This is a genomic window from Arthrobacter sp. 754 (genome assembly GCF_040548695.1).
Taxonomy (GTDB): domain Bacteria; phylum Actinomycetota; class Actinomycetes; order Actinomycetales; family Micrococcaceae; genus Arthrobacter.
This window is the reverse complement of the sequence record NZ_JBEPSC010000007.1, coordinates 16,353-42,302: the sequence shown is the minus strand read 5'-3', so window position 1 is coordinate 42,302 and position 25,950 is coordinate 16,353. Positions and strand designations below refer to the sequence as shown.

General features: G+C 65.5%; 23 protein-coding genes and 1 tRNA gene. 12 read left to right on the top strand and 12 right to left on the bottom strand.

The window, feature by feature from the left end:
• Positions 1-21 precede the first annotated feature (21 nt).
• Both ABIA70_RS18680 and ABIA70_RS18675 read right to left on the bottom strand, forming a co-directional pair.
• Positions 22-1,104 (bottom strand): App1 family protein phosphatidate phosphatase, encoded by a 1,083-nt coding sequence (locus tag ABIA70_RS18680; RefSeq protein WP_354149077.1) that lies wholly within the window; start codon positions 1,102-1,104, stop codon positions 22-24.
• 68 nt (positions 1,105-1,172) lie between these two features.
• Complete coding sequence (locus ABIA70_RS18675) at positions 1,173-1,904, bottom strand: DUF72 domain-containing protein (protein ID WP_354149076.1); 732 nt, start codon at positions 1,902-1,904, stop codon at positions 1,173-1,175.
• A gap of 124 nt (positions 1,905-2,028) precedes the next feature.
• Between ABIA70_RS18675 and ABIA70_RS18670 the strand changes: the two genes are divergently transcribed.
• From ABIA70_RS18670 to ABIA70_RS18660, 3 genes are all read left to right on the top strand, one after another.
• Positions 2,029-3,849, top strand: a complete 1,821-nt coding sequence (locus tag ABIA70_RS18670; protein WP_354149075.1) for a glycoside hydrolase family 15 protein — start codon at positions 2,029-2,031, stop codon at positions 3,847-3,849.
• 106 nt (positions 3,850-3,955) lie between these two features.
• Entirely contained in the window at positions 3,956-4,240 is a 285-nt protein-coding gene (locus ABIA70_RS18665) for a hypothetical protein (protein WP_354149074.1), read from the top strand.
• A complete protein-coding gene (locus tag ABIA70_RS18660) occupies positions 4,240-4,941 on the top strand; it encodes an HAD family hydrolase (RefSeq protein ID WP_354149073.1) in 702 nt (233 codons plus the stop codon). Before ABIA70_RS18665 ends, ABIA70_RS18660 begins: the two co-directional genes overlap by 1 nt.
• Here the strand turns inward: ABIA70_RS18660 and ABIA70_RS18655 are convergent.
• Positions 4,928-5,134: a hypothetical protein gene (locus ABIA70_RS18655; RefSeq protein WP_354149072.1), complete on the bottom strand. Its 207-nt coding sequence runs from the start codon at positions 5,132-5,134 to the stop codon at positions 4,928-4,930. The two genes, ABIA70_RS18660 and ABIA70_RS18655, sit on opposite strands and share 14 nt — an antisense overlap.
• 180 nt (positions 5,135-5,314) lie before the next feature.
• Between ABIA70_RS18655 and ABIA70_RS18650 the strand changes: the two genes are divergently transcribed.
• Complete coding sequence (locus ABIA70_RS18650) at positions 5,315-6,496, top strand: zinc-dependent alcohol dehydrogenase (protein ID WP_354149071.1); 1,182 nt, start codon at positions 5,315-5,317, stop codon at positions 6,494-6,496.
• A gap of 25 nt (positions 6,497-6,521) precedes the next feature.
• On the opposite strand, the gene ABIA70_RS18645 is transcribed toward ABIA70_RS18650, so the two are convergent.
• On the bottom strand, positions 6,522-6,896 hold the full coding sequence (locus tag ABIA70_RS18645; RefSeq protein ID WP_354149070.1) for a sterol carrier family protein: 375 nt from the start codon (positions 6,894-6,896) through the stop codon (positions 6,522-6,524).
• Positions 6,897-7,203: 307 nt separating this feature from the next.
• Between ABIA70_RS18645 and ABIA70_RS18640 the strand changes: the two genes are divergently transcribed.
• The 5 genes from ABIA70_RS18640 to ABIA70_RS18620 all read left to right on the top strand — a co-directional run bounded on the left by ABIA70_RS18640 (position 7,204) and on the right by ABIA70_RS18620 (position 12,871).
• Positions 7,204-8,319: a glycosyltransferase gene (locus ABIA70_RS18640; protein WP_354149069.1), complete on the top strand. Its 1,116-nt coding sequence runs from the start codon at positions 7,204-7,206 to the stop codon at positions 8,317-8,319.
• 32 nt (positions 8,320-8,351) lie between these two features.
• Positions 8,352-8,483, top strand: a complete 132-nt coding sequence (locus tag ABIA70_RS18635; RefSeq protein ID WP_354149068.1) for a hypothetical protein — start codon at positions 8,352-8,354, stop codon at positions 8,481-8,483.
• Positions 8,480-10,330 carry a right-handed parallel beta-helix repeat-containing protein gene (locus ABIA70_RS18630; protein WP_354149067.1) on the top strand — a complete coding sequence of 617 codons (1,851 nt, stop codon included), beginning with the start codon at positions 8,480-8,482 and terminating at the stop codon, positions 10,328-10,330. Before ABIA70_RS18635 ends, ABIA70_RS18630 begins: the two co-directional genes overlap by 4 nt.
• On the top strand, positions 10,327-11,391 hold the full coding sequence (locus ABIA70_RS18625; RefSeq protein ID WP_354149066.1) for a right-handed parallel beta-helix repeat-containing protein: 1,065 nt from the start codon (positions 10,327-10,329) through the stop codon (positions 11,389-11,391). Before ABIA70_RS18630 ends, ABIA70_RS18625 begins: the two co-directional genes overlap by 4 nt.
• A gap of 64 nt (positions 11,392-11,455) precedes the next feature.
• On the top strand, positions 11,456-12,871 hold the full coding sequence (locus tag ABIA70_RS18620) for a UDP-glucose dehydrogenase family protein (protein ID WP_354149065.1): 1,416 nt from the start codon (positions 11,456-11,458) through the stop codon (positions 12,869-12,871).
• A gap of 51 nt (positions 12,872-12,922) precedes the next feature.
• Here the strand turns inward: ABIA70_RS18620 and ABIA70_RS18615 are convergent, their stop codons facing one another.
• From ABIA70_RS18615 to ABIA70_RS18605, 3 genes are read right to left on the bottom strand one after another with little or no spacing between them, the layout of a single operon-like run.
• Positions 12,923-14,266, bottom strand: coding sequence for a right-handed parallel beta-helix repeat-containing protein (locus ABIA70_RS18615; RefSeq protein WP_354149064.1), 1,344 nt, complete (start codon positions 14,264-14,266; stop codon positions 12,923-12,925).
• A 33-nt stretch (positions 14,267-14,299) separates the two neighbouring features.
• Positions 14,300-15,316: an asparaginase gene (locus ABIA70_RS18610; protein WP_354149063.1), complete on the bottom strand. Its 1,017-nt coding sequence runs from the start codon at positions 15,314-15,316 to the stop codon at positions 14,300-14,302.
• 36 nt (positions 15,317-15,352) lie between these two features.
• Complete coding sequence (locus ABIA70_RS18605) at positions 15,353-16,930, bottom strand: molybdopterin-dependent oxidoreductase (protein WP_354149062.1); 1,578 nt, start codon at positions 16,928-16,930, stop codon at positions 15,353-15,355.
• 101 nt (positions 16,931-17,031) lie between these two features.
• Between ABIA70_RS18605 and purD the strand changes: the two genes are divergently transcribed.
• Positions 17,032-18,348 (top strand): phosphoribosylamine--glycine ligase, encoded by a 1,317-nt coding sequence (gene purD / locus ABIA70_RS18600; RefSeq protein WP_354149061.1) that lies wholly within the window; start codon positions 17,032-17,034, stop codon positions 18,346-18,348.
• A 1-nt stretch (position 18,349) separates the two neighbouring features.
• Positions 18,350-19,288, top strand: a complete 939-nt coding sequence (locus ABIA70_RS18595) for a phosphoribosylaminoimidazolesuccinocarboxamide synthase (RefSeq protein ID WP_354149060.1) — start codon at positions 18,350-18,352, stop codon at positions 19,286-19,288.
• 12 nt (positions 19,289-19,300) lie between these two features.
• Here ABIA70_RS18595 and ABIA70_RS18590 read toward each other — a convergent pair whose 3' ends face one another.
• Positions 19,301-20,575 carry a helix-turn-helix domain-containing protein gene (locus tag ABIA70_RS18590; RefSeq protein WP_354149059.1) on the bottom strand — a complete coding sequence of 425 codons (1,275 nt, stop codon included), beginning with the start codon at positions 20,573-20,575 and terminating at the stop codon, positions 19,301-19,303.
• Positions 20,576-20,706: 131 nt separating this feature from the next.
• Between ABIA70_RS18590 and ABIA70_RS18585 the strand changes: the two genes are divergently transcribed.
• Positions 20,707-20,919: a hypothetical protein gene (locus ABIA70_RS18585; protein WP_354149058.1), complete on the top strand. Its 213-nt coding sequence runs from the start codon at positions 20,707-20,709 to the stop codon at positions 20,917-20,919.
• A gap of 126 nt (positions 20,920-21,045) precedes the next feature.
• On the opposite strand, the gene ABIA70_RS18580 is transcribed toward ABIA70_RS18585, so the two are convergent.
• The 4 genes from ABIA70_RS18580 to ABIA70_RS18565 all read right to left on the bottom strand — a co-directional run bounded on the left by ABIA70_RS18580 (position 21,046) and on the right by ABIA70_RS18565 (position 25,949).
• Positions 21,046-21,122, bottom strand: a tRNA-Pro gene (locus ABIA70_RS18580).
• Positions 21,123-21,195: 73 nt separating this feature from the next.
• Positions 21,196-23,097, bottom strand: coding sequence for an ABC transporter ATP-binding protein (locus ABIA70_RS18575; protein WP_354149057.1), 1,902 nt, complete (start codon positions 23,095-23,097; stop codon positions 21,196-21,198).
• Positions 23,094-24,914 carry an ABC transporter ATP-binding protein gene (locus ABIA70_RS18570; RefSeq protein ID WP_354149056.1) on the bottom strand — a complete coding sequence of 607 codons (1,821 nt, stop codon included), beginning with the start codon at positions 24,912-24,914 and terminating at the stop codon, positions 23,094-23,096. The genes ABIA70_RS18575 and ABIA70_RS18570 overlap by 4 nt, the downstream gene beginning before the upstream one ends.
• A gap of 87 nt (positions 24,915-25,001) precedes the next feature.
• The gene (locus tag ABIA70_RS18565; RefSeq protein ID WP_354149055.1) at positions 25,002-25,949 is read right to left on the bottom strand and encodes a metallophosphoesterase; all 948 of its coding nucleotides are present in this window, start codon (positions 25,947-25,949) and stop codon (positions 25,002-25,004) included.
• Position 25,950 lies beyond the last annotated feature (1 nt).

Genomic DNA, 25,950 nt, shown 5'->3' with positions numbered 1-25,950 from the left:
TGCGGCGTGGCGGGGATCCGGCTAGAGAAGGTCCAGGGCCTTGAGCTGCTTGGCCATCCCGGCGCCGTCCGTTGAATAGATCCACGGCACCATGGAGGTGGTGTGGTCGCCGTCCTCGGAGTGGCCGCCTGCCAGGACTGATTCACTGACGGACAGTTGCCGGATGGCGATCGCGGCAACTTTGTCCCCGTACTCCTGGGCGAAGCCGGAGTAGATCTGCTCGTCGTGCTGGCCGTTGTCGCCGATCAGGAGCCAGCGCATGTCCGGGAATTCCTTGGCGAGCCGCTCAAGGTTGGTGTGCTTGTGCTCCTGCCCGCTGCGGAACCAGCGGTCATGTGTCAGGCCCCAGTCCGTCAACAGCAGTGCGCCGGCGGGGTACATGTTCCGGCTGAGAAAGCGGGCCAGCGTGGGGGCGGCGTTCCAGGGACCGGTGGACAGGTAAATGACCGGCGCTTCCGGATGCTCGATGGTCAGCCGGTCCAGCAGGACCGCCATGCCCGGGGTAGCCATGCGGGCACGTTCGCTGAGCACAAAGGTGTTCCACAGTGCCAGGAAGGGCCTCGGCAGGGCCGTGACCATGACGGTGTCGTCGATGTCGGACACGATGCCGAACTTTGCTTCGGCGTCGATCACCTGGATCAGCGTCTCCACGGGGTCCGTGCCGTCGGCACGCAGGACGGCAGTGTGCCAGCCGGGGGAGAGTTGCACTTCCACCACCGTGTCGATGAGCCCGCCGCGGTCCGCCTTGACCCTGGTGACGACGTCGCCGATGGTTATTTCCACCTCGGTGAACTGCAGCGGGACGCTGGTGAACGCACGCCAGCCCCGGATGTTCTGTGTGCCGTTCCGTGCCGCGTGCTCGGCCTGGCTGCCGGGGGTGGGCTTCTTCGTCAGGAGCACGCGCCCCAGCACGCGGACCCAGCCCGTGGAACCGTAGCCCTGGTAGGCGATGGTTTGCGGCGCGAAGTTCCAGCGTTTGGCGAGCCGGATGCGGACGCCGTTGACGACGTCGGACAGCCGGTGGGCCAGCAGGAAGAGCTGGGTGCCGGACAGCTGTGCCGGGTGCGGAAGGTTGTGCGGTGCGTTCTGAGGAGCCCTGTCCATGCTTACCACTCTGCCACAGCCAAGACGCTGACCGGCAAGGCGGCGGCCCCTTGCCGCCTTCCGTGACGTCAGCCCGCGCCGAGGATCCAGCGCAGGGTCTCCGCGTTCCGCACGGCGTTCCCGCCGCCGTCGTTATTGAAATAGGCATAAACATCCTGCCCGGCGCCGGCCCACTCGCGGATGCGGTCAGCCCACCAGTGCAGGTCCGTGTCCGAGTAGGAGCCGCCATAAAGGTGCTGGTGGTCGGGGCCGTGAAGCCGAACATAGACGAACGGTGCCGTGGTTCGCAGTATGCATGGCAGATTGGCGCCGCTCATGATGCAGTAGGCAGCCTGGTGGCGTTCAAGCAGGGAATAGACATCGTGGTGCTCCCAGCTGTGGTGGCGGAACTCCACGGCAACCCGGATCCACCACGGGAGAGCTGAGAGAAAATAGTCCAGCCGGGCGTCATCGCGCTCAAACTGGGGCGGGAGCTGGACCAGCAGAACTGCCCGTTTGTCTCCGAGTTCGTGCCAGCAGCGGACGATCCGCTCCACCCACACTTCCGGTGCGTACAGCTTCTTCGCATGCGTCAGCCCACGGGGCGCTTTGACAGACATCTGAAATCCTTCAGGGAGCCTGCGCCGCCAGCTGGCGAACGACGTATCCCGCGGCCACCGGTAGAAGCTGGCGTTCAGCTCAACGGTGCTGAACCGGGAAACATAATGCTGGAGCCTGTCCCGGGCAGGCAGGCCTGGCGGGTACAGGACGTTCTCCCAGTGGTCATAACTCCAGCCGGACGTGCCGATGTGGATCGACACAGTCAGCTCGGATCCGACGGCGTTGCACAGGTCATGGTGCCTCCGGGGGTCAGGGCCGGCAATCAATTCAGGCTACACCGCCGGACTTCACCACCCGGGGCGTTCCGTATGGCACTGTATTGGAATGGCGCGGATAGAAGATTACGCAGTTGTTGGCGACCTCCACACCGGCGCGCTGATCAGCACCGAGGGCTCCATCGACTGGCTCTGCCTTCCACGGTTTGACTCGCCGGCCTGTTTCAACGCCCTGGTGGATACGCCGGAGGCCGGACGCTGGCTGCTGGCCCCGGAGGGCGGCGGCGCCTGCACCAGGCGCGCCTACCGCGAGGGCACCCTTGTCCTGGAAACGGAATGGGATACCCCCGACGGCACCGTCCGGATCATCGACTTCATGCCGCCGCGGGACGAGGTGGCGGACATCGTGCGGATCGTGGAGGGCGTGAGCGGAAGCGTCAGGATGCACGGCGAACTGACCCTGAGGTTCGACTACGGGCACATCGTTCCCTGGGTCCGGCGGGACAAGCACGGACTCCATGCCATCGCGGGACCGGACGCCGTCTACTTTGTCACCGACGCGCCCCTGCATGGGGAAAACCTGCACTCCCTCAGCGACTTCACCGTGGAGGCCGGCGAGCGCGTGCCGTTCGTCCTGACGTGGGCGCCCAGCCATGTTGGCCGCCCCCACACAGTGGAAGCCGAGGACGTGCTGGGCACAACCCTTGCATTTTGGCGCGGCTGGACGTCCCAATGCACAGTCAAGGGAAAATACCAGGACGCCGTAATGCGTTCGCTGATCACGCTCAAGGCCCTGACCTACGCTCCCACCGGCGGCATTGTCGCAGCCGTGACCACTTCCCTCCCCGAGCAGATCGGCGGCCCGCGCAACTGGGATTACCGCTACTGCTGGCTCCGGGACGCCACCATGACGCTGCAGGCATTGTTGGCCGCCGGCTATACGGCGGAGGCGGCTGCCTGGCGTGACTGGCTGCTCCGTGCCGTGGCAGGTGACCCGGCCGACCTCCAGATCATGTACGGAATCCATGGTGAACGCCGCCTTCCGGAGATGGAGTTGCCGTGGCTTGCGGGATACGAGAACTCAAAGCCGGTGCGGATTGGCAACGGTGCCGCGGAGCAGCTTCAGCTGGACGTCTGGGGCGAGGTGCTCGATTGCCTGGCGCTGACCCGGAACTCCCTGCTGAAGCACACGGACGAATCCTGGGACCTGCAGGTGACGCTGATGGAGCACCTGGAAACAGTGTGGGACCAGCCGGATAACGGCCTCTGGGAGATGCGCGGTCCGAGGCGCCATTTCACCCATTCGAAGGTGATGGCCTGGGTGGCAGCGGACCGGATGGTCAAGGGTGTCCGCGACTTCGGGCTCGCGGGTCCGGTGGAACGCTGGGAGGCACTGCGGGACACCATCCACCGGGAAGTCATGGCCAACGGTTTTGATCCTGTTCGCAACACCTTTTTGCAGTCATACGGGCGGCCCGAACTCGACGCCAGCCTGCTGCTGATTCCGCGCGTGGGCTTCCTCCCCGCGGATGATCCGCGCGTGCTCGGGACAATCGACGCGATCCAGCGCGAGCTGACCGAAGACGGTTTTGTCCTGCGGTACCGTCCGGCCGACAGCGACGACGGACTCCCGGGGGATGAGGGCGTGTTCCTGGCCTGCTCCTTCTGGCTGGTGGAGGCACTCCTGGGTGCGGGGCGCTCCGGGGAATCCACCGCGCTCTTCGAACGGTTGCTCGAACTCCGCAACGATGTGGGGCTGTTCAGTGAGGAATGGGGCGTCACGGCCGCGCGCCAGCTCGGCAACACCCCGCAGGCCTTCAGCCATTTCGCCATGGTGACCAGCGCCCTTGAGCTGCATCAGGATTCGGTCCGCCGCAGCGATACCCCCATCCCCCCGGAGGCAGAAAGGGTAGGCCAGCGGGGGACCTAGGAGTGGATGGCACTACTCCTTCGCCCAGGAAGTAAGTATACTTACTAAGACTGACGGAGCGCTCCAGGAAAGCACAGCGCAGTGACTGAACAAGGGGTGATTGGTAATGGCCGGATATTTTGAACTGGTGGATGCGCCAGACGGTGGCTACAGGGTGAGGATGATGGATGGTTCCGGGAACCTGATGGCCATCTCCGTGACCTTCCCGACCAAGCGGGCCGCCGTGAAAGGCGTCGAGATGGCGCGCGAGATCGCCGGCACGGGCCTGATCCGGGACCGCAGCGGCAACGGCGCTGGAACCATCCTCCGGGATCGGGTCCGTCCGGCGTCACCGAAGGATAAGGCTGCGGCGCACGGGAAGAAGCTGTCCGCACGCGCTGCTGTCGGGTGATGGGTCCCGGCGGTCCGGCTGGCCAGTCCCGCAGGGGTGTCCTGTTCGATGTTGACGGAACCCTGGTGGACTCCAACTACTTCCACACCTTGGCCTGGTGGCACGCCTTCCGCATGCACCAATTCGACGTCCCCATGGCAGCCATTCATCGGTGTGTAGGGATGGGCGGGGACCGTCTGGTGGACACACTCCTTCCCGCGGGCCGGGAGCGGGACGCGGATTCCGAAATCCTTGCCAGCCACGCGGCGGTCTTCGCCCTGAACTGGCCGTCGCTGCGTCCGCTCGAGGGCGCCGGGGAACTGCTGGCCGCCTGCCACGAGCAAGGACTTGCCGTCGCCCTGGCATCGTCAGCCCGCAACCAGGACCTGGCAGCCGCCCGCAGGGCGCTCGACGCAGACCAGTTCATCCATGCCGCCACCAGCGCCAACGATGCCAAAGCGAGCAAGCCCGCGCCGGACATCCTTGTTGCGGCCCTCGAAGCTGTCGGCGTCCTCGCAGCCGACGCCGTCTATGTGGGTGACTCGGTGTGGGATATGCAAGCCGCGGCCGCCCTGGGGATGCCGGCCATAGGCGTTACCTGCGGCGGGACCAGTGCGGCCGAACTGCGCGACGCGGGCGCGGCCGAGGTTTATGACGGTCCCCGTCAGGTACTCGGCAATCTGCAGCAGGGCGCCATCGGCAGGCTCCTCATACGGGCTTGACCCACGCGACGCTGACTTTGACCGAACCGTCGTCGCTCCTCTCCACCTCCTCAACCACTTCCGAAGGGGCAGCGCCCATCCCCATGATTTTGGTGCGGTAGCTCTCGAGCAGTTCCGTGAGGCTTTGCTCCGTCCATTCGCCTGGACGGATCCTCGTGGAGATTTCAACGGGCTCAGGCTGGTTAAGCGCCATAACGGCGGCTCCTCACTGTGGGCGGAATCAGGCTGGCGGGACCGAAGTCTGCCGCCTCCTACGCTAGGAGCCTTCTCCGGCCCGCACAAGGAAAAAGTCATCAGCATACTTACTTTTTGTGTTCGGACCGACTAGCGTCGAACGAACCATAACCCCGGGATCCGACGGAAAGGCAACCCCATGAAGGCCCTCACCTGGCAAGGCAAACGCTCAGTCCGCGTCGATGAAGTCCCGGATCCGGTGATCCAGGAGCCCACGGATGCCATAGTGCGGATCACGTCCACAGCCATCTGCGGCTCGGATCTCCACCTCTACGAGGTGCTCGGTCCTTACATGCACAAAGGCGACGTGATCGGACACGAGCCCATGGGCATCGTGGAGGAAGTGGGCAGCGGCGTCACCAACCTCCGCAAGGGTGACCGGGTGGTGGTTCCCTTCAACATCTCCTGCGGCCACTGTTACATGTGCAGCCAGGGCCTGCAGTCCCAGTGCGAGACAACCCAGGTCAAGGACAAGGGATCAGGCGCCGCCCTGTTGGGTTTCTCAGAGCTGTATGGCTCCGTTCCGGGCGGGCAGGCGGAGTACCTTCGCGTGCCTCACGCGGACTACGGCCCGGTGAAGGTCGGGGCCGAGCTGCCGGATGAGCGGTACCTGTTCCTGTCCGACATCCTGCCCACCGCCTGGCAGTCAGTGGAGTACGCCGATGTCCCGCGCGGCGGCACGCTTGCGGTCTTCGGCCTGGGGCCCGTGGGGCAGTTCGCCGGCCGGATCGGCGTCCACCGCGGGCTGCGGGTCATTGGCGTGGACCCGGTGCCCGAGCGGCGCGCCATGGCCGCGCGGCACGGGGTGGAAACGCTGGACTACAGCAAGGGTGTTGCGGAGGAACTGCGGGAAATGACCGCAGGCCGGGGGCCGGACGCGGTGATTGACGCCGTCGGAATGGAAGCACATGGTTCCCCGGTTGCCGGTTTCGCCCACCAGGCACTGGGCCTGCTGCCGGACAAACTGGCGCAGAAGGCGATGGAGACCGCCGGCGTGGACAGGCTCGCTGCCCTGCACACAGCCATCGACGCCGTGCGGCGGGGCGGCACGTTGTCCCTGAGCGGGGTCTACGGCGGACAGGCGAGTCCCATGCCGTTGCTGACCATGTTCGACAAGCAGCTCCAGGTCCGTATGGGGCAGTGCAACGTGCGCCGCTGGACCGATGACCTGCTGCCCCTGGTGGAGGACGACGCCGATCCGCTGGGTGTTATGGATCTGGTCACCCATCGCTCGGGGCTGGGGGGTGCCCCTGCCCTCTATGAGAAGTTCCAGAAGAAAGAGGACGGCTGCATCAAGGTGGTCCTCAACCCCGGGCAGTAGTCCCTGCCGGTTGGGGGTTAGGGGGTCAGAGCGGCAGCAGTGAAGACAGGTCAGCCCTCAGCCCGGAGGCTGCCACCCTGCCCTCGCCCACAGCGTCCGCCCAGCTCACCGTGCCGGTGACCATCCCCAGCCAGGTGGCGGCGTCGCACTCGATCACATTCGGCGGTGTGCCGCGCGTGTGCCGGGGCCCCTCCACGCACTGGGTAACGCCGAACGGCGGCACCCGGACCTCCACGGAGTTCCCCGGCGCCCGGGCGGTAACCTCTTCGAGGGTGTAGCGGACCGCCGTGGCGGTGACGTTCCGTGAAGGAGCGCCCGACGGCGACCGGGCAGCTTCCTGCCATGCGGCAAGGGCCGCTTTGCCCTCTTCAATGCCGATGCGGCGGCGCGCTATGGCCATGAGGCCGGCCTCCCCTTCTGGAAACAATCTCAGTAATCCCCTAGGTAGAACGCGAGTACAACGACGGAGGAAGTCGGGTAGTTACGGGGTGAATTAGGGTAGCGCGTTTAGTGGCGGAGCGGTAATCCGTCCGGGCATGGTGGTTACAAGGCTCGACGCAGAGTCGGCAGCAGTGACAGCCCGGCCCCGACCGTTGGGGCGATCCACCAGGGCTTCCGCCATGGGTTCGACGTGGCGGACGGGACTGACCGCCGGCACCTCGGCCCGGCAGCCCCTCACTGACATCCACAACAGCGAAGGACCGCTCATGCCTCCCCTTCCCCTGGATTTCAATGATGCCTTCCGCAGCCTCACCGGCGGCAGCTTCAGCGAGTTCTATGCCGAGATTTCGCCCTACTTTCCGCTGGCAGTTGCGGGCGTGATTGTCTGGGGCCTGTGGCTCTACCGCTTCATCCTCTCCCACCGCGCCAGCCCGATCGTCACGGACTTCCGTGCCTCGACATCGGTGGTGGTCCCCTCGTTCCATGAGGATCCGGACATCCTGATGAGCGCACTGGAGTCCTGGCGGGCCCAGAAACCGGACGAGATCATCGTGGTCCTGGATGTCGAGGACCTGGATGCGTACCACCGGATTACCGCCCTGGGCGACGACACCATCCGGCCGGTCCTGTTCCACCACGTCGGCAAGAGATCCGCGCTGGGCGTGGGTATGCGGATGGCCCGGTTCGAGATCCTGGTGCTGACTGATTCGGACACCTGGTGGCAGCCGGGCCTGCTGGAGAACGTGCAGATGCCCTTCGCGGACCCCACAGTGGGGGGAGTGGGAACCCACCAGACCGTTTACCAGCGCGACTCCAGCGTGTGGCGGCGGATAGCCGACTGGCTGGTCAATGTCCGGTACCTCGACTACGTCCCGGCGATGGGCCGTGCCGGTGCGGTACCCTGCATTTCCGGCCGCACCGCGGTGTACCGGCGCAGCGCCGTCATGGGACTGATTGAGCACCTGGAGAACGAATATTTTATGGGCAGGCGCTGCATTTCGGGCGACGACGGAAGGCTCACCTGGCTGGTCCTCGCCTCCGGGTACAAGACCGTCCACCAGTCCTCAGCGTGCGCGCTCTCCATGTTCCCCGCCAGTTTCCGGGCCTTCATGAAGCAGCGCATCCGCTGGAGCCGGAACTCGTACCGGTGCTACCTCACCGCGATTGCCAAAGGGTGGCTCTGGGGCGTCCCTTTCGTGACGAAGGTGACCGTGCTGCAGATCATCCTCACGCCGCTCACCATGGGCCTGACCATGTTCTACCTCATCTTCAACCGGCTTGATCCCACACCCTTCGGCGTTGCGGCGGCTGTGTGCTGGCTCCTGCTGGGCCGGGGTATCCGCGGCATCTCGCATCTGCGCCGGCACCCAAAGACATCCTGATCCTTCCCGTCCTGGCGGTCACAGTGATCCTGGTGGCCCTCCCCATCAAGCTCTACGCGTTCGCCACCATGAACAAGCAGGGCTGGCTGACCCGCCACGCAGACCAGATGGGCGGCGACGGGCAGGACGCGGCGAGCCTGAGTGCCGGGGAAGTGGCGGCATGAAGGCGGGCCGCGCCATTGTGGTTGTTGCGCTCACGGCCGCGCTGGCCTCGGCAGGTTTCATCTATGCCGGAAACATCGGCAAGGGCGAAGCAGTGGATGCGGTGGGCCGGAACGAGATTGCGGACAACGGGAACGTCCAGGGCGTGATCTATCCGGGCGATCCTGCCAGCGAAGCGAGACTCGTGGAGCAGGAGGACGAGCGGCTGGTCTACGTCCGGACCATCGCCTCCGCTGCCCGCTGGCGGGTGGAAGGCCTGGAGGGTCCCTACCGGATCCGGACAGGATCGAGCTACACGCTGGTCCTGCCTGCCCGGAACGAGGCCTACACCGTGGGCGACCTGCTGGCACTGGCCCCGAACGCGTTCCGCCTGCAGGACGGCGGGTCATACCTGCTCTCCGAGAGCATCACTGTGCTGGCGGGAGCCACGCTCGCGCTCGCCTCACCGGATCCCGCGCGGGGCCTGGACCTCCGGCTCGAAAGCGGAGCCCAGGGGTTCGTCTCCGTGGTGGCGCTGGGCGGGTCCCTCACCCTGGGCGGCTCCGAAGCCTCCAAGGTTTCCGTCACCAGCTGGGACAGCACCAAGGGCGGACCGGACAAAACCACCGGGGACGGCCGGGCCTACATCCGCGTCGTCGGCGGCCATGCCTCCTTCGCCCACTCCGACGTCTCCTATCTGGGCTTTTGGAGCGGAAATACGGGAGGACTGTCGCTGACCGGAACGGATGCGGTGGGTGCCTTCAGTGAGGAGCAGCCGACGGCGGCGGAGGCCCAGGAGGCCGGGGGAGGCGCTCGGCTCCTGCCGGACGCCGAACTGCAGGGCCTTACCGCGGAATCCGCCCAGGACTACAGTGTGGTCACCGCAGGAATTGAAAACCTTCGGGTAAGCAACAACGCCTTCGGGCTCTTCGTGACCAACGCCAGGGATGTAGTCATCAAGGACACCATCATTTACGGAAGCCTGGTGGACGGGCTGGTGCTCCACCGGTTCGTCTCCAACGCCACCATCACCGGGACCTCGTCCTCCGGGAACGCTGTGGACGGGTTCACCATAGGCCGCTCCACCGAAAGCATCAGCTTCGAAAACGTCCAGGCCAGGGAGAACGGCCGCAACGGTCTTTCCATGGACGGCAGGCCGCTGGCCGACGGGCCAAATGCCGTTGGCACCGCCGTCGATGGCTACGGCGGCAACCAGGTCAGCGGAGGTTCGTTCGACAAGAACGCCCGGTACGGGATCGAGGTGGTTGGCGGGGCCGGCCTGAGCGTCCGGAACAACCGGCTTGCCGGAAACGAAGTGGGAATCGTCGCAACCGACGGCGCCAAGGACGTGACCATTGCCAACAACACGCTGCTCGACCATACCCGGCAGGCCGTAGCGGTACGGGATGCCGGATCTACGGCCGAGGTCACCGGCAACTCGATCACGGGTGGGGATACCGGCATCTACGTACGTGACGCAGGTGCCGTCGTCGAGGAGAACACCCTGAACAACATTTCCAACCACGGCATTACCCTGCTGGGCAACGTCAGCGAAACCACGGTGGCGGGCAACGTCGTTGCGGGCAACGGGTCCACGGCCATCTGGGCTGAGGGTTCGGCGGGGGCACTGCTGGGCGAAAACGACGTCCTCGCCTGGGTTCCGGCCTACACCGTGGAACGGGTGGTGAAATCCGTGTTCCAGCCGCTCACCTTCATCTGGTTCCTCCTGGGGGCGCTGTTGCTGGTGACCGCCGTGGCCCGCGGAAAGAACGCCGAACGCGTCCTCCGCAGCCCTTATGCCGACCACGTCCCGCTGACCTCTCTCAGCCGGGGAGTGGTGACGTATGACGACGTGAGGCAGCTGCAGTGAGGGTCCGCAGTGTGAAGCCCGCCGCCTGGATCGCCCTGGCCTCGATGCTGTTGGTGACGCTGGTAGTGGTCTTCGCGGTGATCAGCTTCCAGAACACCACCCCGCAGACCGGCACAGCACCTTCGCCCGGGCAGCCGGGACCTTCGGGCGGCGCGAGCGGACCTGCAGTTTCCGCCAGTTGCCCGGCCGCAACCCTGACCGTGGCCACGTCCGCCGAACTGACGGCGGCCCTGGCTGCGCCGGAGCCCGGTGCGGTGATCCTCCTCGCCGACGGCGTGTACGTGGGCAACTTCGTGGGAACCGGCGCCGGCGCCGCAGGGCAGCCCATCACGCTCTGCGGCGGAAAGGGAGCCGTGCTCGACGGCGGCGGAAAAGAGGACGGCTACGTCCTCCACCTGGACCGGGCGTCCCACTGGACGCTGCAGGGCTTCACGGTACGGAACGGTCAAAAAGGGGTGATGCTCGATGGGACCACACAATCCGTTGTCCAGGGCCTGACGGTGGAGGGCACGGGTGACGAGGCGATCCACCTGCGCAGGTTCAGCTCCGACAACCTCGTGGCGGGCAACACCGTGACCGGCGCCGGGCTGCGGAAACCCAAGTTCGGCGAAGGGATCTACATCGGCACAGCCGAGAGCAACTGGTGCGACATCACCTCGTGCGAACCGGATAAGAGCGACCGCAACGAAATCCGGGAAAACACCATTTCCGGCACCACCGCCGAAAGTATCGACATCAAGGAAGGGACCTCGGATGGGGTCCTGACCGGCAACAGCTTCGAAGGTTCATCGATCAAGGAGGCCGACTCCTGGGTTGATGTCAAAGGCAAGGGCTGGCGGATAGAAAGGAACACTGGCAAGAACTCGCCCTTGGACGGGTTCCAAACGCACGAGATCCTCGACGGCTGGGGCACCGGGAACGTCTTCCGGGAGAACACCGCCGAAGTCAACGGTCCCGGCTTTGGATACTCATTGAAACCGGTGCGCGACAACGTGGTCGATTGCAGCAACACTGCCTCCCGGGCGGAACAGGGCCTTTCCAACCTGCCCTGCACCAACTAGGGAACGTCCGGGATACCGGAATCCTGCTCCACTCCTCTCCTTAGAACAAAGGAACGAGAACCCAATGAACAACCTTGAGTCCTTCAGCGCGCCCAAAATCACGGTGATCGGTACCGGGTACCTGGGCGCAACGCACGCGATCTGCATGGCCATCATGGGCTTCGATGTCCTGGGCTTTGACGTCGACCACCACAAGATAGACCAGCTCCGGGCAGGCAAGGTGCCCTTCTATGAACCGGGGCTGCCGGAGAAGCTGCGGGAGGCGCTGGCTTCCGGCCGGCTGAAGTTCACCACCAACCTGGACGACGTGGCCGAATTCGGTGACGTCCACTTCATCTGCGTGGGCACACCCCAGGCACCCAATTCGTCCGCCGCTAACCTCAGCTACGTGGAGTCGGCGTTTTCCGGGTTGGCCGCCCGCATCAGGCGAAAGGCCCTCCTGGTGGGCAAATCGACAGTACCCATCGGCACGGCCGAGCGGCTCACGGCGATGGTTGCGGACATCTCCCCGCTGGGCGCCGAACTCGAACTGGCCTGGAACCCCGAATTCCTCCGGGAAGGCTTCGCGGTCCAGGACACCCTGCATCCGGACCGCCTGGTGTTCGGTGTGACATCGCCCTGGGCCGAGGAAATGCTTCGGCGTGCCTTCAAGCCGCTGCTCGACGACGGGACCCCGCTGATCGTTGCGGACCTCGCCACCGCGGAACTGGTCAAGGTGGCGGCCAATTCCTTCCTGGCAACCAAGATCTCCTTCATCAACGCGATGGCTGAGGTCTGTGAGGCCACCTCTGCCGACGTCAGCCTGCTGGCGGCCGCTTTGAGCCTCGATGACCGGATCGGCGGCAGGTTCCTCAAACCGGGACTCGGTTTCGGTGGCGGCTGCCTCCCCAAGGACATCCGCGCCTTTAAGCACCGCGCGGAAGAGCTGGGGGTGGGGCAGGCTGTGAGTTTCCTGGGCGAGGTGGACTCCATCAACAACCGCCGGCGCGTCCGCACCGTTGACCTGGTGCGGGAGCTTGCCGGCGGAAGCCTCGCAGGGGTGAAGATCGCCGCCCTCGGAGCGGCGTTCAAACCCAATTCAGACGACGTCCGTGACGCGCCGGCCCTCGATGTGGCGCGAATGCTCTACCTGGAAGGTGCCACAGTCAGTGTCTACGATCCCGAAGCGAACGCCAATGCCCACCGGCTGTACCCGGACCTGAACTATGTGGGCAGCCTGGCTGCGGCTGTGGAACAGGCGGATGTGGTGGCCCTGTTGACCGAGTGGGAGGAGTTCCGGGCGGCGGACCCTGACGATCTGGGAGCCCTGGTGCACCACCGCCGCATAGTCGACGGGCGGCACGCGCTCGATCCTGAGCGCTACACCTCACGGGGCTGGGAATACCGGGCACTGGGGCGGCCTTACCAGCCGAGCACCGTTGCCCACAGAAGCCCCGTTGCCCACCGGGGCCCCGTTGCCCACCAGAGGCAGCCGCTCTAGGGGTCCTCCTTTGGGGATGGATCGTTCAAAGAAGGAGGCAGGCCGGCCTGGTCAGCCGGAGCACGGCACGTTGCTCAGGCCCAGGCCGGCCTTGCTCTCCTTGCAGGCAATAACAGTCCCCAGGCTGCCGGACTGCACCCATACCTCGTACCCCGGAACACCGCCCAGGATGGTGTTACCGGAGAAGCTGTTGTTCAATCCCCAGCCCTCCAGCACGCTGTGGACCTGGAACGCGTCAGCAAGGGCGGTGGATCCGGTGTTGCCGTCCACGATGTAGCCGTTGCCTTTGATATCCGCCCACGAGTCGGCGGAGTTGCTCCCCGAGTATCCGGCATCGGTGAAGCTGTTGCCCCGGATAACGCCTCCCGAGGTGCCCTCCTTGGCGTCGACTCCTTCGGCCGCGGTCCGTGAGATTCTGTTGTTGAGGATCTGCACGCGGTCCGAACGGTCGGGGACGTCCGCCGATCCCATGACCGTTGCCCAGTTGCTTTTCGCGCTTCCCACGTACAAGCCCTCGCCGTACCCCGGCTGGGCCAGACCCACGTCATGGATGTCCGAATCGCGCACGATGCCATCGCTGCTGTTCTTGCGGAAATGGACTGCTTCGCTTCCGATGCGACCCACATCCACGTTGCTGATGACGGTGTGGGTGCTGCCCTCCAGGACTATTCCCTTCGCAGCCTCAGTCACGGCAAGGCCGGCGATCCTCCAGTGGCTTCCCGTGACGTGCAGGCCGTAGCCGCTCCAGATCGAGCCGGTGCTGAGGACAGCCGCCCGCGACCCGGCCAGCGTGATGGGTGCATCAGCCGTTCCGGAGGCGGAAGCGACAAATTTCCCGACGTACAGTCCATCCTGCATGTGGATGGTCTGCCCCGGAGCTGCGGCGGCCAAGGCAGCAGACAGTTCGGCGGCCGTTGAGACGGAGACGGTGTTTGCAGGGATGGGTGCGGGCACCGGTTCGGGCGCGGGCGACGGCGACGGCGAAGGCGAAGGCGCCGGCGCAGATTCACTGGGGGAGGCCACCTGGAATTCCGCGGCCACGGATTGCCTTCCGCTCAGGTCCCAGCGCGCCTCGATCCTGTGGTTTCCGGCCGCCGTCGTGACAGACCATGTGTACGGCGCACTGCTGTCCTGGCCCAGATACGTCCCATCGATCTTGAATTTTACGGTGACCCCCGGTGGCGCGCCGGCCGTAACCGTGAAGTCGCCGTCGGGCTGGACCGAGCCTGCCAGCGGCGCACCGTCCACTGTGAGCGTGGGGCCGATGGCTGCTGAAGCGGCAGGCGGTGCGGCCGTGGCCGCAATGGTCAGCAGCCCAACCAATCCGGCAGACAGCGTCAGCATGCTGATGCCTGGACGCGTGTGCGTTTTCGGATTCACTGAGACGTTATTCATTGAGACCTTTTCCAGTGACTTATTTCCGGTGACTTAGTCGAGGAGCGCGGACACTGCTGGCCCGAGGCGGATCCTTCCCACTGCCTGGCCGCCGCCCATGACCGGACTGACCACCCGTTCCAGGACACTGGAAACACCAGGGATGTCCACCGCCCCAGCGGCGGCGAGCATCGTCAGTCCTATCAGGGAGGTGGCGCGGATGTTGCCGTCCAGTATCTTGACGGCCACAGACACGCCCTGCGGAGTGGCCATCGCCAGCACACCCTCGGCGCCGATCTTGGCAATAATCCCCAGTTCGTCCATGACCACCGTATTGGCCTCGCCCTGGCCCTGGACAGCCCACGGATAGTCCAGCATGGACGTGGCGATGGTTGCTGCGCGGGCGTTGGAGTTCTTGTCGCCCGGCGCTTTGGCCAGGAGGGAGAAGGCGCGAGCCAGGCCGGTCAGCGATACGGCTGCCACCGGGGCGCCGCAGCCATCAATCCCCAAGTGGGCGATCCGTTCCCCGGTGTACTCCTCGATCACGCTGCGCACGCGCTGCTGCAGGGGATGGTTCGGCTCAAGGTAGCTGTGGGTGTCCCAGCCGTTTTCGGTGCAGGCCCACAGGAACGCCGCGTGCTTGCCGGAGCAATTAAAGGCCAGCTTTGACTTGCCACGTTCGGAGCGCACCAGCCAGTTGCGGGCTGTCTCGTCCTGCGGCCACGCGGCAGGGCACTGGAGCTGGTCTTCGGTGACGCCGGCGGCCTTCAGCATTCCCTCCGCCACGTCCATGTGGTCAAGGGACCCCGTATGGCTGCCGCATGCCAGCGCCACCTGGGCGCCGCGCAAGGGAACGCCGGACTGCATCGATGCCAGCGCCTGAAACGGCTTAAGCGCAGACCTGGCAAAGATGGGCGTGGTGATGTCGCCAAGTTCTGTCACTACCGTGCCGTCCGCTGCCAGCAGCACGGCGGAGCCGATATGCCGGGACTCCACAAATCCGCTGCGCTCGATGACGGCCAGTTCGACGGCGGAGTCCACGGTAAACGTGGCATGGGGGTTGTGCGGCATGAAGCCAGTCTAGGGGCCGGACCCCCCGATCCCGGGCTACTCCACGGTGACCATGACCGACTGCCAGCCGGACGCGCCGTCCGGCACGGGATCGGCCCGTTGGTCCGTCTGCACCTCGCCGGTCCCGTCCGTGGCGCGGACCTTGATGTAGTGCGGCCCGGGGGTCGCCTCCCAGTCGAAGGACCACTGGCGCCAGGTGATGAGCGACGCCTCGGTGGACAGGACCGCTTCGGCCCAGGGGTTGTTGTCGATCTGGACTTCCACCCTGGTGATGCCACGGGTCTGCGCCCACGCCGTGCCGCCGATCGCCACGCGGCCGGCCGGTACCTTGGCGAAGGACTTCGGAACCTCCACCCGGGCCATGGTCTTGATGGGCCCTCGTTCGGACCACCCACGCTGTGTCCAGTAGGCCTTGCTGTCCGCGAACCTCGTCACTTCCAGGTCCACCACCCACTTGGTGGCGGAAACGAACCCGTACAGCCCCGGCACCACCATGCGCACCGGATAGCCATGCTCCAGCGGGAGGGGCTCGCCGTTCATGCCAATCGCCAGCATGGCGTCCCGGTCATCCTGCAGTACTTCCAGCGGTGTGGAGGCGCTGAAACCATCGATCGACGTCGAGAGCACCATGTCCGCCCCGTCCTTGGGGCGGGCCCGCTTAAGGACCTCACGAATCGGAAGGCCGAGCCAGCGCGCGTTCCCGGCGAGGTTGCCGCCCACCGGGTTCGACACACAGGTCAGTGTCACGTGCGATTCGATGAGGTCGGCGTCGAGCAGGTCCTGGAAGGTGAGGCGGACCTCCTGCTCCACCAGGCCGTGGATGCGGAGTTCCCAGTCGTCCGCGTTGATTTCGGGAACGCTCAGGGCGGTGTCGATCCGGTAGAAGTCGCCGTTGGGCGTGATCCACGGCGTGACCCCGGGCGCGGGGGACTGGACGCCGGCGGGCACTGCTGCGGCGGCCTTGAGCGGGGTGGGCAGCTGCAGGGCCTCCCGGGCCTGGGCGATGTTGCTGCGGGCGGCGCTGAGCAGGCGTCCGCCCGTGGCGGCGATCCCGGCACCGATTGCCGTGATCCCGGCAGCGGCGAAGAAGCGGCGGCGGCTGGTGGCGGGACGGCCGGGTTCCTCCGCGCCAGTGTCAGCCGGTGCCTCCGGCCAGGCCTTCAACCGCCAAAGCGGGGCGATCAGCAGCCGCAAAACCACGAGCCCGGCCACTGTTCCCAGGACTGTGGGGACGGCGTCGAGCGGCTTGACGCTTGCCCGCGTGACAACGCTGGCCACGATCACTGCCCCCATGAACAGCACGCCCGCCACGCCCAGCGCCCACTTCCGGTAGGCCGCCACGCCCAGCACGCAGGCCAGCAGCAGGATGGTCACTCCCATGCCGACGAAGAGGGCGGCCTTGTCGTTGGTGCCGAACGTCGCGATGGCGAAATCCTTCATCCACGGCGGCGTGAAGTCGATGAAGGTCGAGCCCAACGCGATCACTGGAGTGGCCCGCGCAGTGAAGAACGCCCCGATCAGCTCCGCGACGGAAAGTACGACGGCGGCCGCCACCACACCGGCCAGCGCGGCCATGGCGGTGGGACCCTTGAGCCAGTTCTGAAGCTTCTTCATGCCTTGGGTTCGTAGCCGAAGGCTCCGGAGATCGCTGATCCCGGTCACAGCTTGGACTTTCCTTAGGAGAGGGCAGGGTCCACAAAGTACCCTTGGAGACTGTGAAGGTACTCGTCATCGGCCCCGGAGGCCGCGAACACGCCATTGTCCGCTCCCTGCTCGCCGACCCCAACGTGTCCGAGGTCCACGCAGCTCCCGGCAATGCCGGCATCAGCAAGCTGGTCCCCACCCACCGGATTGACGGGAATGACCCCGACGCCGTAGCTGCGCTGGCTACCCGGCTCGGCGTCGACCTTGTGGTGGTGGGCCCCGAAGCCCCGCTCGCCGCAGGGGTTTCGGATGCGGTCCGTGAGGCCGGCATTCCGGTCTTCGGTCCCAGCAAGGCCGCCGCCCAGCTGGAAGCGTCCAAGGCGTTCGCCAAGGAAGTCATGGCTGAGGCCGGCGTCCCCACGGCCATGGCCATGGTGGCCACGAACGCGGAGGAAGCGGCCTCCGCCCTGGACACCTTCGGTGCGCCGTATGTAGTGAAGGACGACGGCCTCGCGGCAGGCAAGGGCGTTGTGGTCACCAAGAATCGTGACGAAGCGCTCGCCCACGCCCAGGCATGCTTTGATGCCGGCGGCACGGTGGTCATCGAGGAGTTCCTGGACGGCCCCGAGGTCTCCGTCTTTGTCCTGTGCGACGGCCGCAACACTGTGGCGCTCTCGCCGGCCCAGGACTTCAAGCGCATTTTCGACAACGACGAAGGCCCCAACACCGGCGGCATGGGCGCGTACACCCCGCTGGAGTGGGCTCCCGCCGGCCTGGTGCAGGAAGTCATTGACCGGGTGGCCCAGCCCACGGTCAAGGAGATGGCCAACCGCGGCACCCCGTTCGTGGGTGTGCTGTTCGTCGGCCTGGCCTTGACCTCGCGCGGTACCCGGGTCATCGAGTTCAACGTCCGCTTCGGCGATCCTGAAACGCAGGCCGTCCTGGCCAGGCTCAAAACCCCGCTCGGTGCGCTGCTGCTGGCAGCCGCCAAGGGCGAACTGGACCAGGCCGAGGAGCTGCGCTGGTCCAAGGAGACCGCCGTCGCCGTCGTCGTCGCGTCCGAAAACTACCCGGACAAGCCGCGCACCGGCGACCGCATCCGCGGCCTGAAAAAGGCGGAGGAGCTTGAGGGCGTGCACGTGATCCACGCGGGTACCGCGTTCGACGAAGACGGCAAGGTGGTCTCCGCCGGCGGCCGGGTGCTGGCCGTTGTTGCGCTCGGAAGCGACCTCGTGGAGGCCCGGGAACGGGCGTACGACGGCGTGGAGCTGGTTCAGCTGGAGGGGTCCCAGTTCCGGACAGACATCGGACGGAAAGCCGCCCGTGGCGAAATCAAGGTGGCGTCCAGCGCGACGGCATCGCTGCCGGTGACGAAGGCGAGGGCATGACATGACCGGGAATTCTCCCCAGCGCGGCTTCAGCACCGCCACCCTGGAACTGCCGGGCTGGACGCACGTCTACTCCGGCAAAGTCCGTGACCTGTACGAGCCTGCAGACGAAGCCATCCGCCAGCAAGTGGGTGAGGACTGCGTCCTGGTGGTCGCAAGCGACCGCATCAGCGCGTTCGACCATGTCCTGGCGAGCGAGATCCCGGACAAGGGCCGTATCCTCACCCAGCTGAGCCTTTGGTGGTTCGACCAGCTTGACGTGGTGCACCACGTGCTGGCCTCCACGGTGGAAGCCGGGGTTCCAGCGGCGGTGGAAGGCCGCGCCATGATCTGCAAAAAGCTGGACATGTTCCCGGTGGAGTGCATCGCCCGCGGTTACCTCACCGGTTCCGGGCTGCTGGAGTACAACGCGCACGGGACGGTCTGCGAGATTCCGCTGCCGCCAGGCCTGGTGGACGGCTCACGGCTGGAACGGGCCATCTTCACCCCGTCGGCGAAGGCCGAGGTGGGCGAACATGACGAGAACATCTCCTATGACGACGTCGTTGCCATGGTGGGCGATGACATTGCCGGGCGGCTGAGCGAGCTGACCCTGAAGATCTACACGGCGGCCGAGAAGATCACCCGGGAACGCGGCATCATCCTGGCGGACACCAAAGTGGAGTTCGGTTATGACGCCGTGTCCGGTGCCATCACCCTGGGCGACGAAGTGCTCACGCCCGATTCCTCCCGCTTCTGGGATGCAGCCACTTACGAGCCGGGCAAAGCACAGCCGTCATATGACAAGCAGTATGTCCGCGACTGGCTGACATCGGCCGAGTCAGGCTGGGACAGGAAATCGGATACGCCTCCGCCGGCGTTGCCCGAGGACGTCGTGGCCCGCACCCGCAGCCGCTACATCGAGGCCTACGAGAAACTCACGGGCAGGGCGTTCGCCTAGCCGCTTCCGGAGTCAGCTTGCCTTGGCGTTTTTCGCCGCGGCGGCCGAACGCTCCTGCGCGAGCCTGATTTCCAGGATCGAGTCCAGTGCCTGCTGGACCCGGTCCTGGGCTCCGGCCGAGCTGAAGTCCTTCTGTGCTTCGTGGAGGTACACCAGGGCTTCGTCGGATTCGCCGGCAGCCTTGAGTGATTTGCCCAGCAGGAGAGCCACCTCGCCGGCGGTGTGCTTGGCCAGTGCGTCGGACTCGGCATGGATTTCGCGGAGCTTCTGGATGGCGGCAACGATGTCGCCGGTGAGGTACAGCCAGCGGGCGCGGATGAAAGCGACCTCCAATTGGTCGCTCTTCATGCCGTGCACGATGGAAAACGCCAGCTCGGCACGCTCAATTGACGCGAGCGTCTCAGGCTCCACGATGCCGGACTGGAGCCGCACCGCAGCCGATGCCTTGTTGAAGCGGGCCCACAGTTCGATGTCGTTGGCAGGGGAAAGCAGCTTTGCTGCCCGTTCGTGCTCTTTGACACCCTCGGTGTAGTCGTGGCGCATAAACGCCACGTTGCCGATGACCCAGGCCACCTCGCCCGCGAGCTGGGCCATTGAGGTTTCGTCTACCTGGGCATTCATCGCCTGGCAGTACCTCCAGGCCTCGTCCAGCCTGCCGCTTTCAGCCAATGCTGCGATAAGAGCGCGGTGGGCGCCGATAATGATGATGGAGTTCTTCGGGAGTTTCTCGGACAGCTTTACTGCTTCAAGGGCGCGATCCACAGCAAGCGAAAGCTGGCCCTGGCGGTGGAACACAGCAGCCAGCATCTGGCGGGCACGCACGCCCAATCCAACTGACTCCCTGGCCATCGGGTGCTCCAGCAGGCGTTCAGTAATTTGCTGACAATCCTGCAGGTCTCCGTGCTTCATGAGGCATTCCGCCTGCATGTAAGTCATGTTCCACCAGGCACTGGTGTTCTTGCCCTCGAGTGCGATTCTTGCGGCAGTCGCTGCATGGCTCGCCGCCAGTGGGTAATCACGCAGGTCCCACGCCTGCCGGGCGTAAAGGCCGGCCAGGACGTACTCGGCGTCGCTGACCGAGATGGGCTGGCTCCATGCTTCCAGGGCCTTGGGCGCCAGTTCCAACCGGCGGGCAAGTTCCTCGATGACCTCGGCCGTAGGCTCCCTGCGGCCGGTTTCCAAGAGGGAGATATAGCTCGGGGAATAAAGGTCCTTACCCAGTTCGGCCTGGGTCAGGCCACGTTCGAGCCGCTCCGCCCGGAGCTTCTCCCCGAATCCGTTGCCCACGGGATATCCTCCTTATTCTGGACAGCATATATACACAAAGCTTGACAGTCCCTGTGGAAGATATTTTACAATAGGTGTCAACAAGGACGTGCTGACTTTGTAACGAATCCGACTCGTATTGAGGACTCCATATGTTTAAGAAGATAGCTGCCGCTGCCGTACTGGCAGGCGCCTTGGCATTCTCCGCAGCGGCTCCGGCCGTCCTGTCCGCAGGTTCGATCTCCGACACTGCAGGCGTCTCGGTTGCCAGCGGCAACTGGCCCGACCCGATGTCCAAGCCTGTAAAGGATCAGAAGGGCACCACGTACACCACCTACTCAGGCAACTGGCCCGACCCGATGTAAGCAGTTCCTCTCAGGAGGCGGGCCCCGGTGCATTCATCGAATGCACCGGGGCTTTACTTTTGCCCGAAAGTCGTTGCAAAAAAGAAATGAAAAAAGAGGGCCTCCCGGGGGAGACCCTCTTTCATTTGGTCGGGATGACAGGATTTGAACCTGCGACCTCGTCGTCCCGAACGACGCGCGCTACCAAGCTGCGCCACATCCCGATCCGCTGCAAAAGCAACTTTACAAGGATAGCCGACGCCGGGCCCGGAAGCGAAATCGGCCGGCAGGCCCGGCTCAGACCAAGGAGTCTTTCCACGCCCCATGGAGGTCCGCGAACCGTCCGCCGCCGCCGATCAGGTCGGCCGGGGTGCCGTCCTCCACGATGCGGCCGTCGTGGACCACCAGCACGCGGTCAGCCGTTTCCACGGTGGAGAGCCGGTGCGCGATGATCAGCGCCGTCCGGGCGCCACCGGCAGCAGCGGAACCTCCGGAGCCCGCGGCAGCTGCCGCCGCGTCATCCTTGGCGCCTTCCGTTGTGCCCGGACCGGACGTGGACCGGAGCAGGCGGGCAAGCCCGCTCTGGACCAGGCGCTCGGAGGGAATGTCCAGCGACGAGGTGGCTTCGTCCAGGATCAGCACCGCCGGACGGGCAAGGAATGCGCGGGCGAAGCTGATCAGCTGCCGCTGTCCCGAGGAAACCCGGCCGCCGCGCTTGTTGACGTCCGTGTCGTAGCCCTCAGGAAGTTCCTGGATGAACTCATGGGCGCCGACAGCCCGGGCAGCGTCTTCGATTTCTTCACGGGAAGCCCCGGGCCGCCCCAGGGCGATGTTGTCCGCCACCGAGCCGCTGAACAGGAAGGCTTCCTGGGTGACCATCACAATGTTCCGGCGCAGGTCGGTGGTGCTGAGGTTGCGCAGGTCCACACCGTCCAGCGTCACCGAACCGGCAGTGACGTCATAGAAGCGGGCGATCAGCTTGGCCAGGGTGGACTTGCCCGCGCCGGTCTGGCCAACAAGGGCCACTGTCTGGCCGGCGGCGATGTGCAGGTCCATGCTGGGGATGACCACCGGACCATCGCCGTAGCGGAATTCAACACCCTTGAAGTCAATCGTGCCCCGGGCATCACGGAGGGCCACAGCGTCTGTGGGCGGCCGGACCGTGGGGACCTCCTCCAGCAGGCCGGACACCTTCTCCAGGGCGGCCTGGGCGCTCTGGAAGGAGTTGTAGAACATGGCCATCTGGTCCACCGGCTGGAAGAACCGCTTGGTGGACAGCATCAGGGCCAGCAGGATACCGACGGCGAGGTCGCCGTTCAGCACCCGGAAACCACCGAACAGCAGGACCACGGCCACGCAGACATTGCCGATCAGCACCAGGCCGGGCTGGAAGATGCCGTTCAGGTTGATGGACCGCACGGTGACGCGCCGGTAGTCATCGGAGAGTTGGCTGTATTCTTCCGCGTTCTCGCGTTCCTTTCGGAAGGCTTTCACGGCCCGGATCCCTGTCATGGTTTCCACGAAGTGCACGATCAGCCGGGCCGACACCACCCGGGATTCACGGAAAGCGATCTGCGAGTGCTTTTGGTACCAGCGGGCCAGGAAGAACATGGGCACGCCTGCCGCCAGCACCAGCAGTCCGCTGCGCCAGTCCAGCACGAAGACAGTCACGGCGGTGAAGACCATGAAGAGCATGCCCGAGGCCAGAGAACTGACTCCGGAGTCAAGCAGTTCCCGCAGGGCCTCCAGGTCCGAGGTCTGACGGGCAATGATCCGGCCTGAAGTGTACTTTTCGTGGAATTCCAGGCTGAGGCGTTGGGTGTGCTGGAAAACGCGCACGCGCAGGTCCAGCAACATCGCCTGGCTGAGCCGCGCGGTGGCCGTGACATACAGGGCGGTGAGCCCCGCCGTCGCGATCGCAGCCAGGAGGTACGCGACGCCGGTCAGCACCAGCGGCACGTTGTCGCCGGCACGCAGGGCCGGCAGGGCATGGTCGATTCCGAAGGCAATCAGGGCAGGGCCCGCAACGCGGGCGGCCTGCGAGAGCACCACCATGGCGATGGTCAGCCAGAACCTGAGCCGCACGGGACGGATCAGCATGGCCAGCAGGGCGAGCGACCGCCGTCGTACTGCCCTGCTGTCGCTCTTGCTGAGGTGGGCGTTGTCCTCGTTGGCGGTGCCGAAGGTTGCGGTGGTCATCGCGTGATGTCCTCTGACTTTGAATCTGCCTCTTCCTCAAGCTCCGACAGTTCCGAATCCAGGTCGCGTGGTTCCCGGTCCAGGCTGGCGATGACGTAGCGGTAGTGGGGGCTGTTTGCGAGAAGTTCGGTGTGGGTTCCTACGGCGGCGATGCGGCCGTCCTCGAGCAGGGCTACCCGGTCGGCGAGGGCCACCGTTGACGGCCGGTGCGCGACGATCAGGGTGGTGGTATCCCTCAGGACGGCGCGCAGACGGGTTTCCACGAGTTCCTCGGTGTGCACGTCCAGTGCGGACAAAGGGTCGTCCAGGACCAGGACGCGCGGCCTGGCGGCAATGGCGCGGGCCAGGGCAAGCCGCTGGCGCTGGCCGCCGGACAGGCTCAGGCCCTCCTCGCCGATGAGGGTGTCCACGCCCTCGGGGAGGGAGTACGCGAAGTGCGCCTGGGCCACGTCCAGGGCCTCGTCCAGGGCTTCGTCGGTTCGGTCCTGCGCCCCCAAAAGCACGTTGTCGCGGACAGAACTGGAGAACAGTGTGGTGTCCTCGAACGCCACGCCCACCAGGCGCCGAAGCTGCTCGACGTCGAATTCCCGCAGGTCCACGCCGTCGATGGTGATCGAACCCCTGGTGACGTCGTAAAGCCGGGGAACCAGCTGGATCAGGGCACTCTTGCCGCTGCCGGTGATGCCCACCAGCGCCATGGTTTCGCCCGGCCGGACGTCCAGGCTGATGTCATTCAGGATGGGTTTGTCCGGCGCATCCTCGAACGCGAAAGTGGCGTGGTTGAAGCTGAGCGCACCCTTGAGTTGTCCGGGCTTGCGCGGCTTCGGCGGGCTGGTGATGGTGTTGACGGTATCCATCACCTCGAAATGCCGGTCGAGGGCCGTTTTGGCCGTAAGCGCCATGGCCAGCAGCATGCCGGAAAATTCCACCGGTGTGGCCATGACGGCGGCGGTGGCGAAGAACGCCACCAGCGCGCCGATGCTCAGCTGGCCGCTGGCGCACAGCATCACGCCCACCACCAGGCCGGCACCGAGTGCCAGTTCCGGCAGCAGCGTGACCACCAAGGTGAACGTGGCCTGGTGCCTGGCCTTGGCGATCTCGGTCTGGCGGAGCTCCTCGGCCTGCTCGTTGAAGTTTTCCAGGGCTTCCCGGCTCCGGCCGAACGCCTTCAGCACGCGGATTCCGTGGACGGACTCTTCAACGGTGGTGGCGAGGTCGCCCGCCTGGTCCTGGCTGCGCCGGGCCACCTTGCTGAAACGGGTGCGGAAACGGAAACTGTAGGCCATGATGGGCACTGCTGCGGCCAGGAAGATCAGCGCCAACTGCCAGCTCATGGAGAACATGACCGCTATCCCGATGATCACTGTCAGCGTGGTGACCACCAGCATGATCGCCCCGAAAGCCATCCAGCGGCGCAGGAAGTTCAGGTCGGTCATGGCGCGGGAGAGCAGCTGCCCGGACCCCCAGCGGTCATGGAAGGACACGGTCAGGTCCTGCAGGTGGCCGTAGAGGGTCACCCGCATTTGCGTCTCCACGGTGGTGGCGGGGTTGATCACGAACTGCCGGCGGAGGGCCACCAGTACCGCCTCGGTGATGCCCAAAGCCAGGATCACGACGGCGGCAGCCCACACGGCGCTTGAGGCGCCGCCCGGTTTGAGCGACTCATTGACGAGGACACGGAGCACCTGGGGAATGGTCAGCGCCACGATGCTGGCCAGTAGCGCGCAGACGAGCCCCAGCACCAGCCGGGGGATAATCGGCCTGACATGAGGGTAGAGACGGCTGATGGATCTGAAAAATGAGGTCTGCTTGGCCATGCCCGCTTCTCAAACTCTAAAACGAATGTAGTTTCCCGTAGCAACTACCCTATGCCATCGAGTGATAGGACTCACTCGCTACGGAATTTATTCGCGCGAGGTCAGTGTCAGCAGGACAGCTTCGGGCTTGCAGGCGATGCGGACGGGAGCGAAACGGGAGGTGCCGATGCCGCCCGAGACGTTCACCGGCGTCGTGCGTCCGTCGCTTTCCCAGTTGTTCAGTCCCTTGGCCCGCCACGTGGGGAGGTCGCAGTTGGACACCAGTGCGCCGTATCCCGGGATGCACAGCTGGCCGCCATGGGTGTGGCCCGCGAGGAGCAGGTCCGCGCCGTCCTCGGTGAAGTGGTCCAGCACGCGCTGGTACGGGGCATGGATGACGGCGACGCGGAGGTGCGCGTTTTCGTCCTGGTTGCGGGTTCCGCGTGGCCAGCCGGCGTAGCGCTCCCGCTTCAGGTGGGGATCGTCAACGCCGGAGAAATCGAACCGGATTCCCTTCAGCACCACCGACTGGTGACGGTTGGTGAGATCCAGCCAGCCGCCCATTCCGAACCCCGTCCGGAGCCGCGGCCAATCCAGCTCGACCGGTTCAGGCTTGGCCCTCGACGGGCCCAGGAGGTAGGCGGCGGGGTTCTTGAACGACGGGGCGTAATAGTCGTTGGAACCCGGAACAAACACCCCGGGAAATTCCAGTAGCGGGCGCAGCGCCTTCAGCAGGGGGTCGATTGCCTTGCGGTGGCTCAGGTTGTCTCCGGTGTTGACCACCAGGTCCGGCTTGAGCGACGCCAGGGATTCGAGCCATTGGGCCTTGGTTTCCTGCCCGGGGACAAAATGGATGTCGCTCAGGTGCAGGACCCGGAACGGTGCGTGTCCGGCCGGCAGGATGGCCAGCGTCTCCTCACGGAGAACAAACTGGTTCTTTTCCCAGAGCCCGTAGCCAAAGGCGGCCAGGCCCGCTGTTGTGCCGGCGGCGGCGGTTAAGGCAAAGCCGCGCCCGATGTTCCGGGCGCGGCTGGCCAAAGCAGGGCTGAGGTTCATG

Coding starts and splice junctions, on each gene's coding strand:
- ABIA70_RS18680 (WP_354149077.1), bottom strand. CDS start 1,104: ATGGACAGGGCTCCTCAGAACGCACCGCACAACCTTCCGCACCCGGCA.
- ABIA70_RS18670 (WP_354149075.1), top strand. CDS start 2,029: ATGGCGCGGATAGAAGATTACGCAGTTGTTGGCGACCTCCACACCGGC.
- ABIA70_RS18665 (WP_354149074.1), top strand. CDS start 3,956: ATGGCCGGATATTTTGAACTGGTGGATGCGCCAGACGGTGGCTACAGG.
- ABIA70_RS18660 (WP_354149073.1), top strand. CDS start 4,240: ATGGGTCCCGGCGGTCCGGCTGGCCAGTCCCGCAGGGGTGTCCTGTTC.
- ABIA70_RS18655 (WP_354149072.1), bottom strand. CDS start 5,134: ATGGCGCTTAACCAGCCTGAGCCCGTTGAAATCTCCACGAGGATCCGT.
- ABIA70_RS18650 (WP_354149071.1), top strand. CDS start 5,315: ATGAAGGCCCTCACCTGGCAAGGCAAACGCTCAGTCCGCGTCGATGAA.
- ABIA70_RS18645 (WP_354149070.1), bottom strand. CDS start 6,896: ATGGCCATAGCGCGCCGCCGCATCGGCATTGAAGAGGGCAAAGCGGCC.
- ABIA70_RS18640 (WP_354149069.1), top strand. CDS start 7,204: ATGCCTCCCCTTCCCCTGGATTTCAATGATGCCTTCCGCAGCCTCACC.
- ABIA70_RS18630 (WP_354149067.1), top strand. CDS start 8,480: ATGAAGGCGGGCCGCGCCATTGTGGTTGTTGCGCTCACGGCCGCGCTG.
- ABIA70_RS18620 (WP_354149065.1), top strand. CDS start 11,456: ATGAACAACCTTGAGTCCTTCAGCGCGCCCAAAATCACGGTGATCGGT.
- ABIA70_RS18615 (WP_354149064.1), bottom strand. CDS start 14,266: ATGAATAACGTCTCAGTGAATCCGAAAACGCACACGCGTCCAGGCATC.
- ABIA70_RS18610 (WP_354149063.1), bottom strand. CDS start 15,316: ATGCCGCACAACCCCCATGCCACGTTTACCGTGGACTCCGCCGTCGAA.
- ABIA70_RS18605 (WP_354149062.1), bottom strand. CDS start 16,930: ATGAAGAAGCTTCAGAACTGGCTCAAGGGTCCCACCGCCATGGCCGCG.
- ABIA70_RS18595 (WP_354149060.1), top strand. CDS start 18,350: ATGACCGGGAATTCTCCCCAGCGCGGCTTCAGCACCGCCACCCTGGAA.
- ABIA70_RS18585 (WP_354149058.1), top strand. CDS start 20,707: ATGTTTAAGAAGATAGCTGCCGCTGCCGTACTGGCAGGCGCCTTGGCA.
- ABIA70_RS18575 (WP_354149057.1), bottom strand. CDS start 23,097: ATGACCACCGCAACCTTCGGCACCGCCAACGAGGACAACGCCCACCTC.
- ABIA70_RS18570 (WP_354149056.1), bottom strand. CDS start 24,914: ATGGCCAAGCAGACCTCATTTTTCAGATCCATCAGCCGTCTCTACCCT.
- ABIA70_RS18565 (WP_354149055.1), bottom strand. CDS start 25,949: ATGAACCTCAGCCCTGCTTTGGCCAGCCGCGCCCGGAACATCGGGCGC.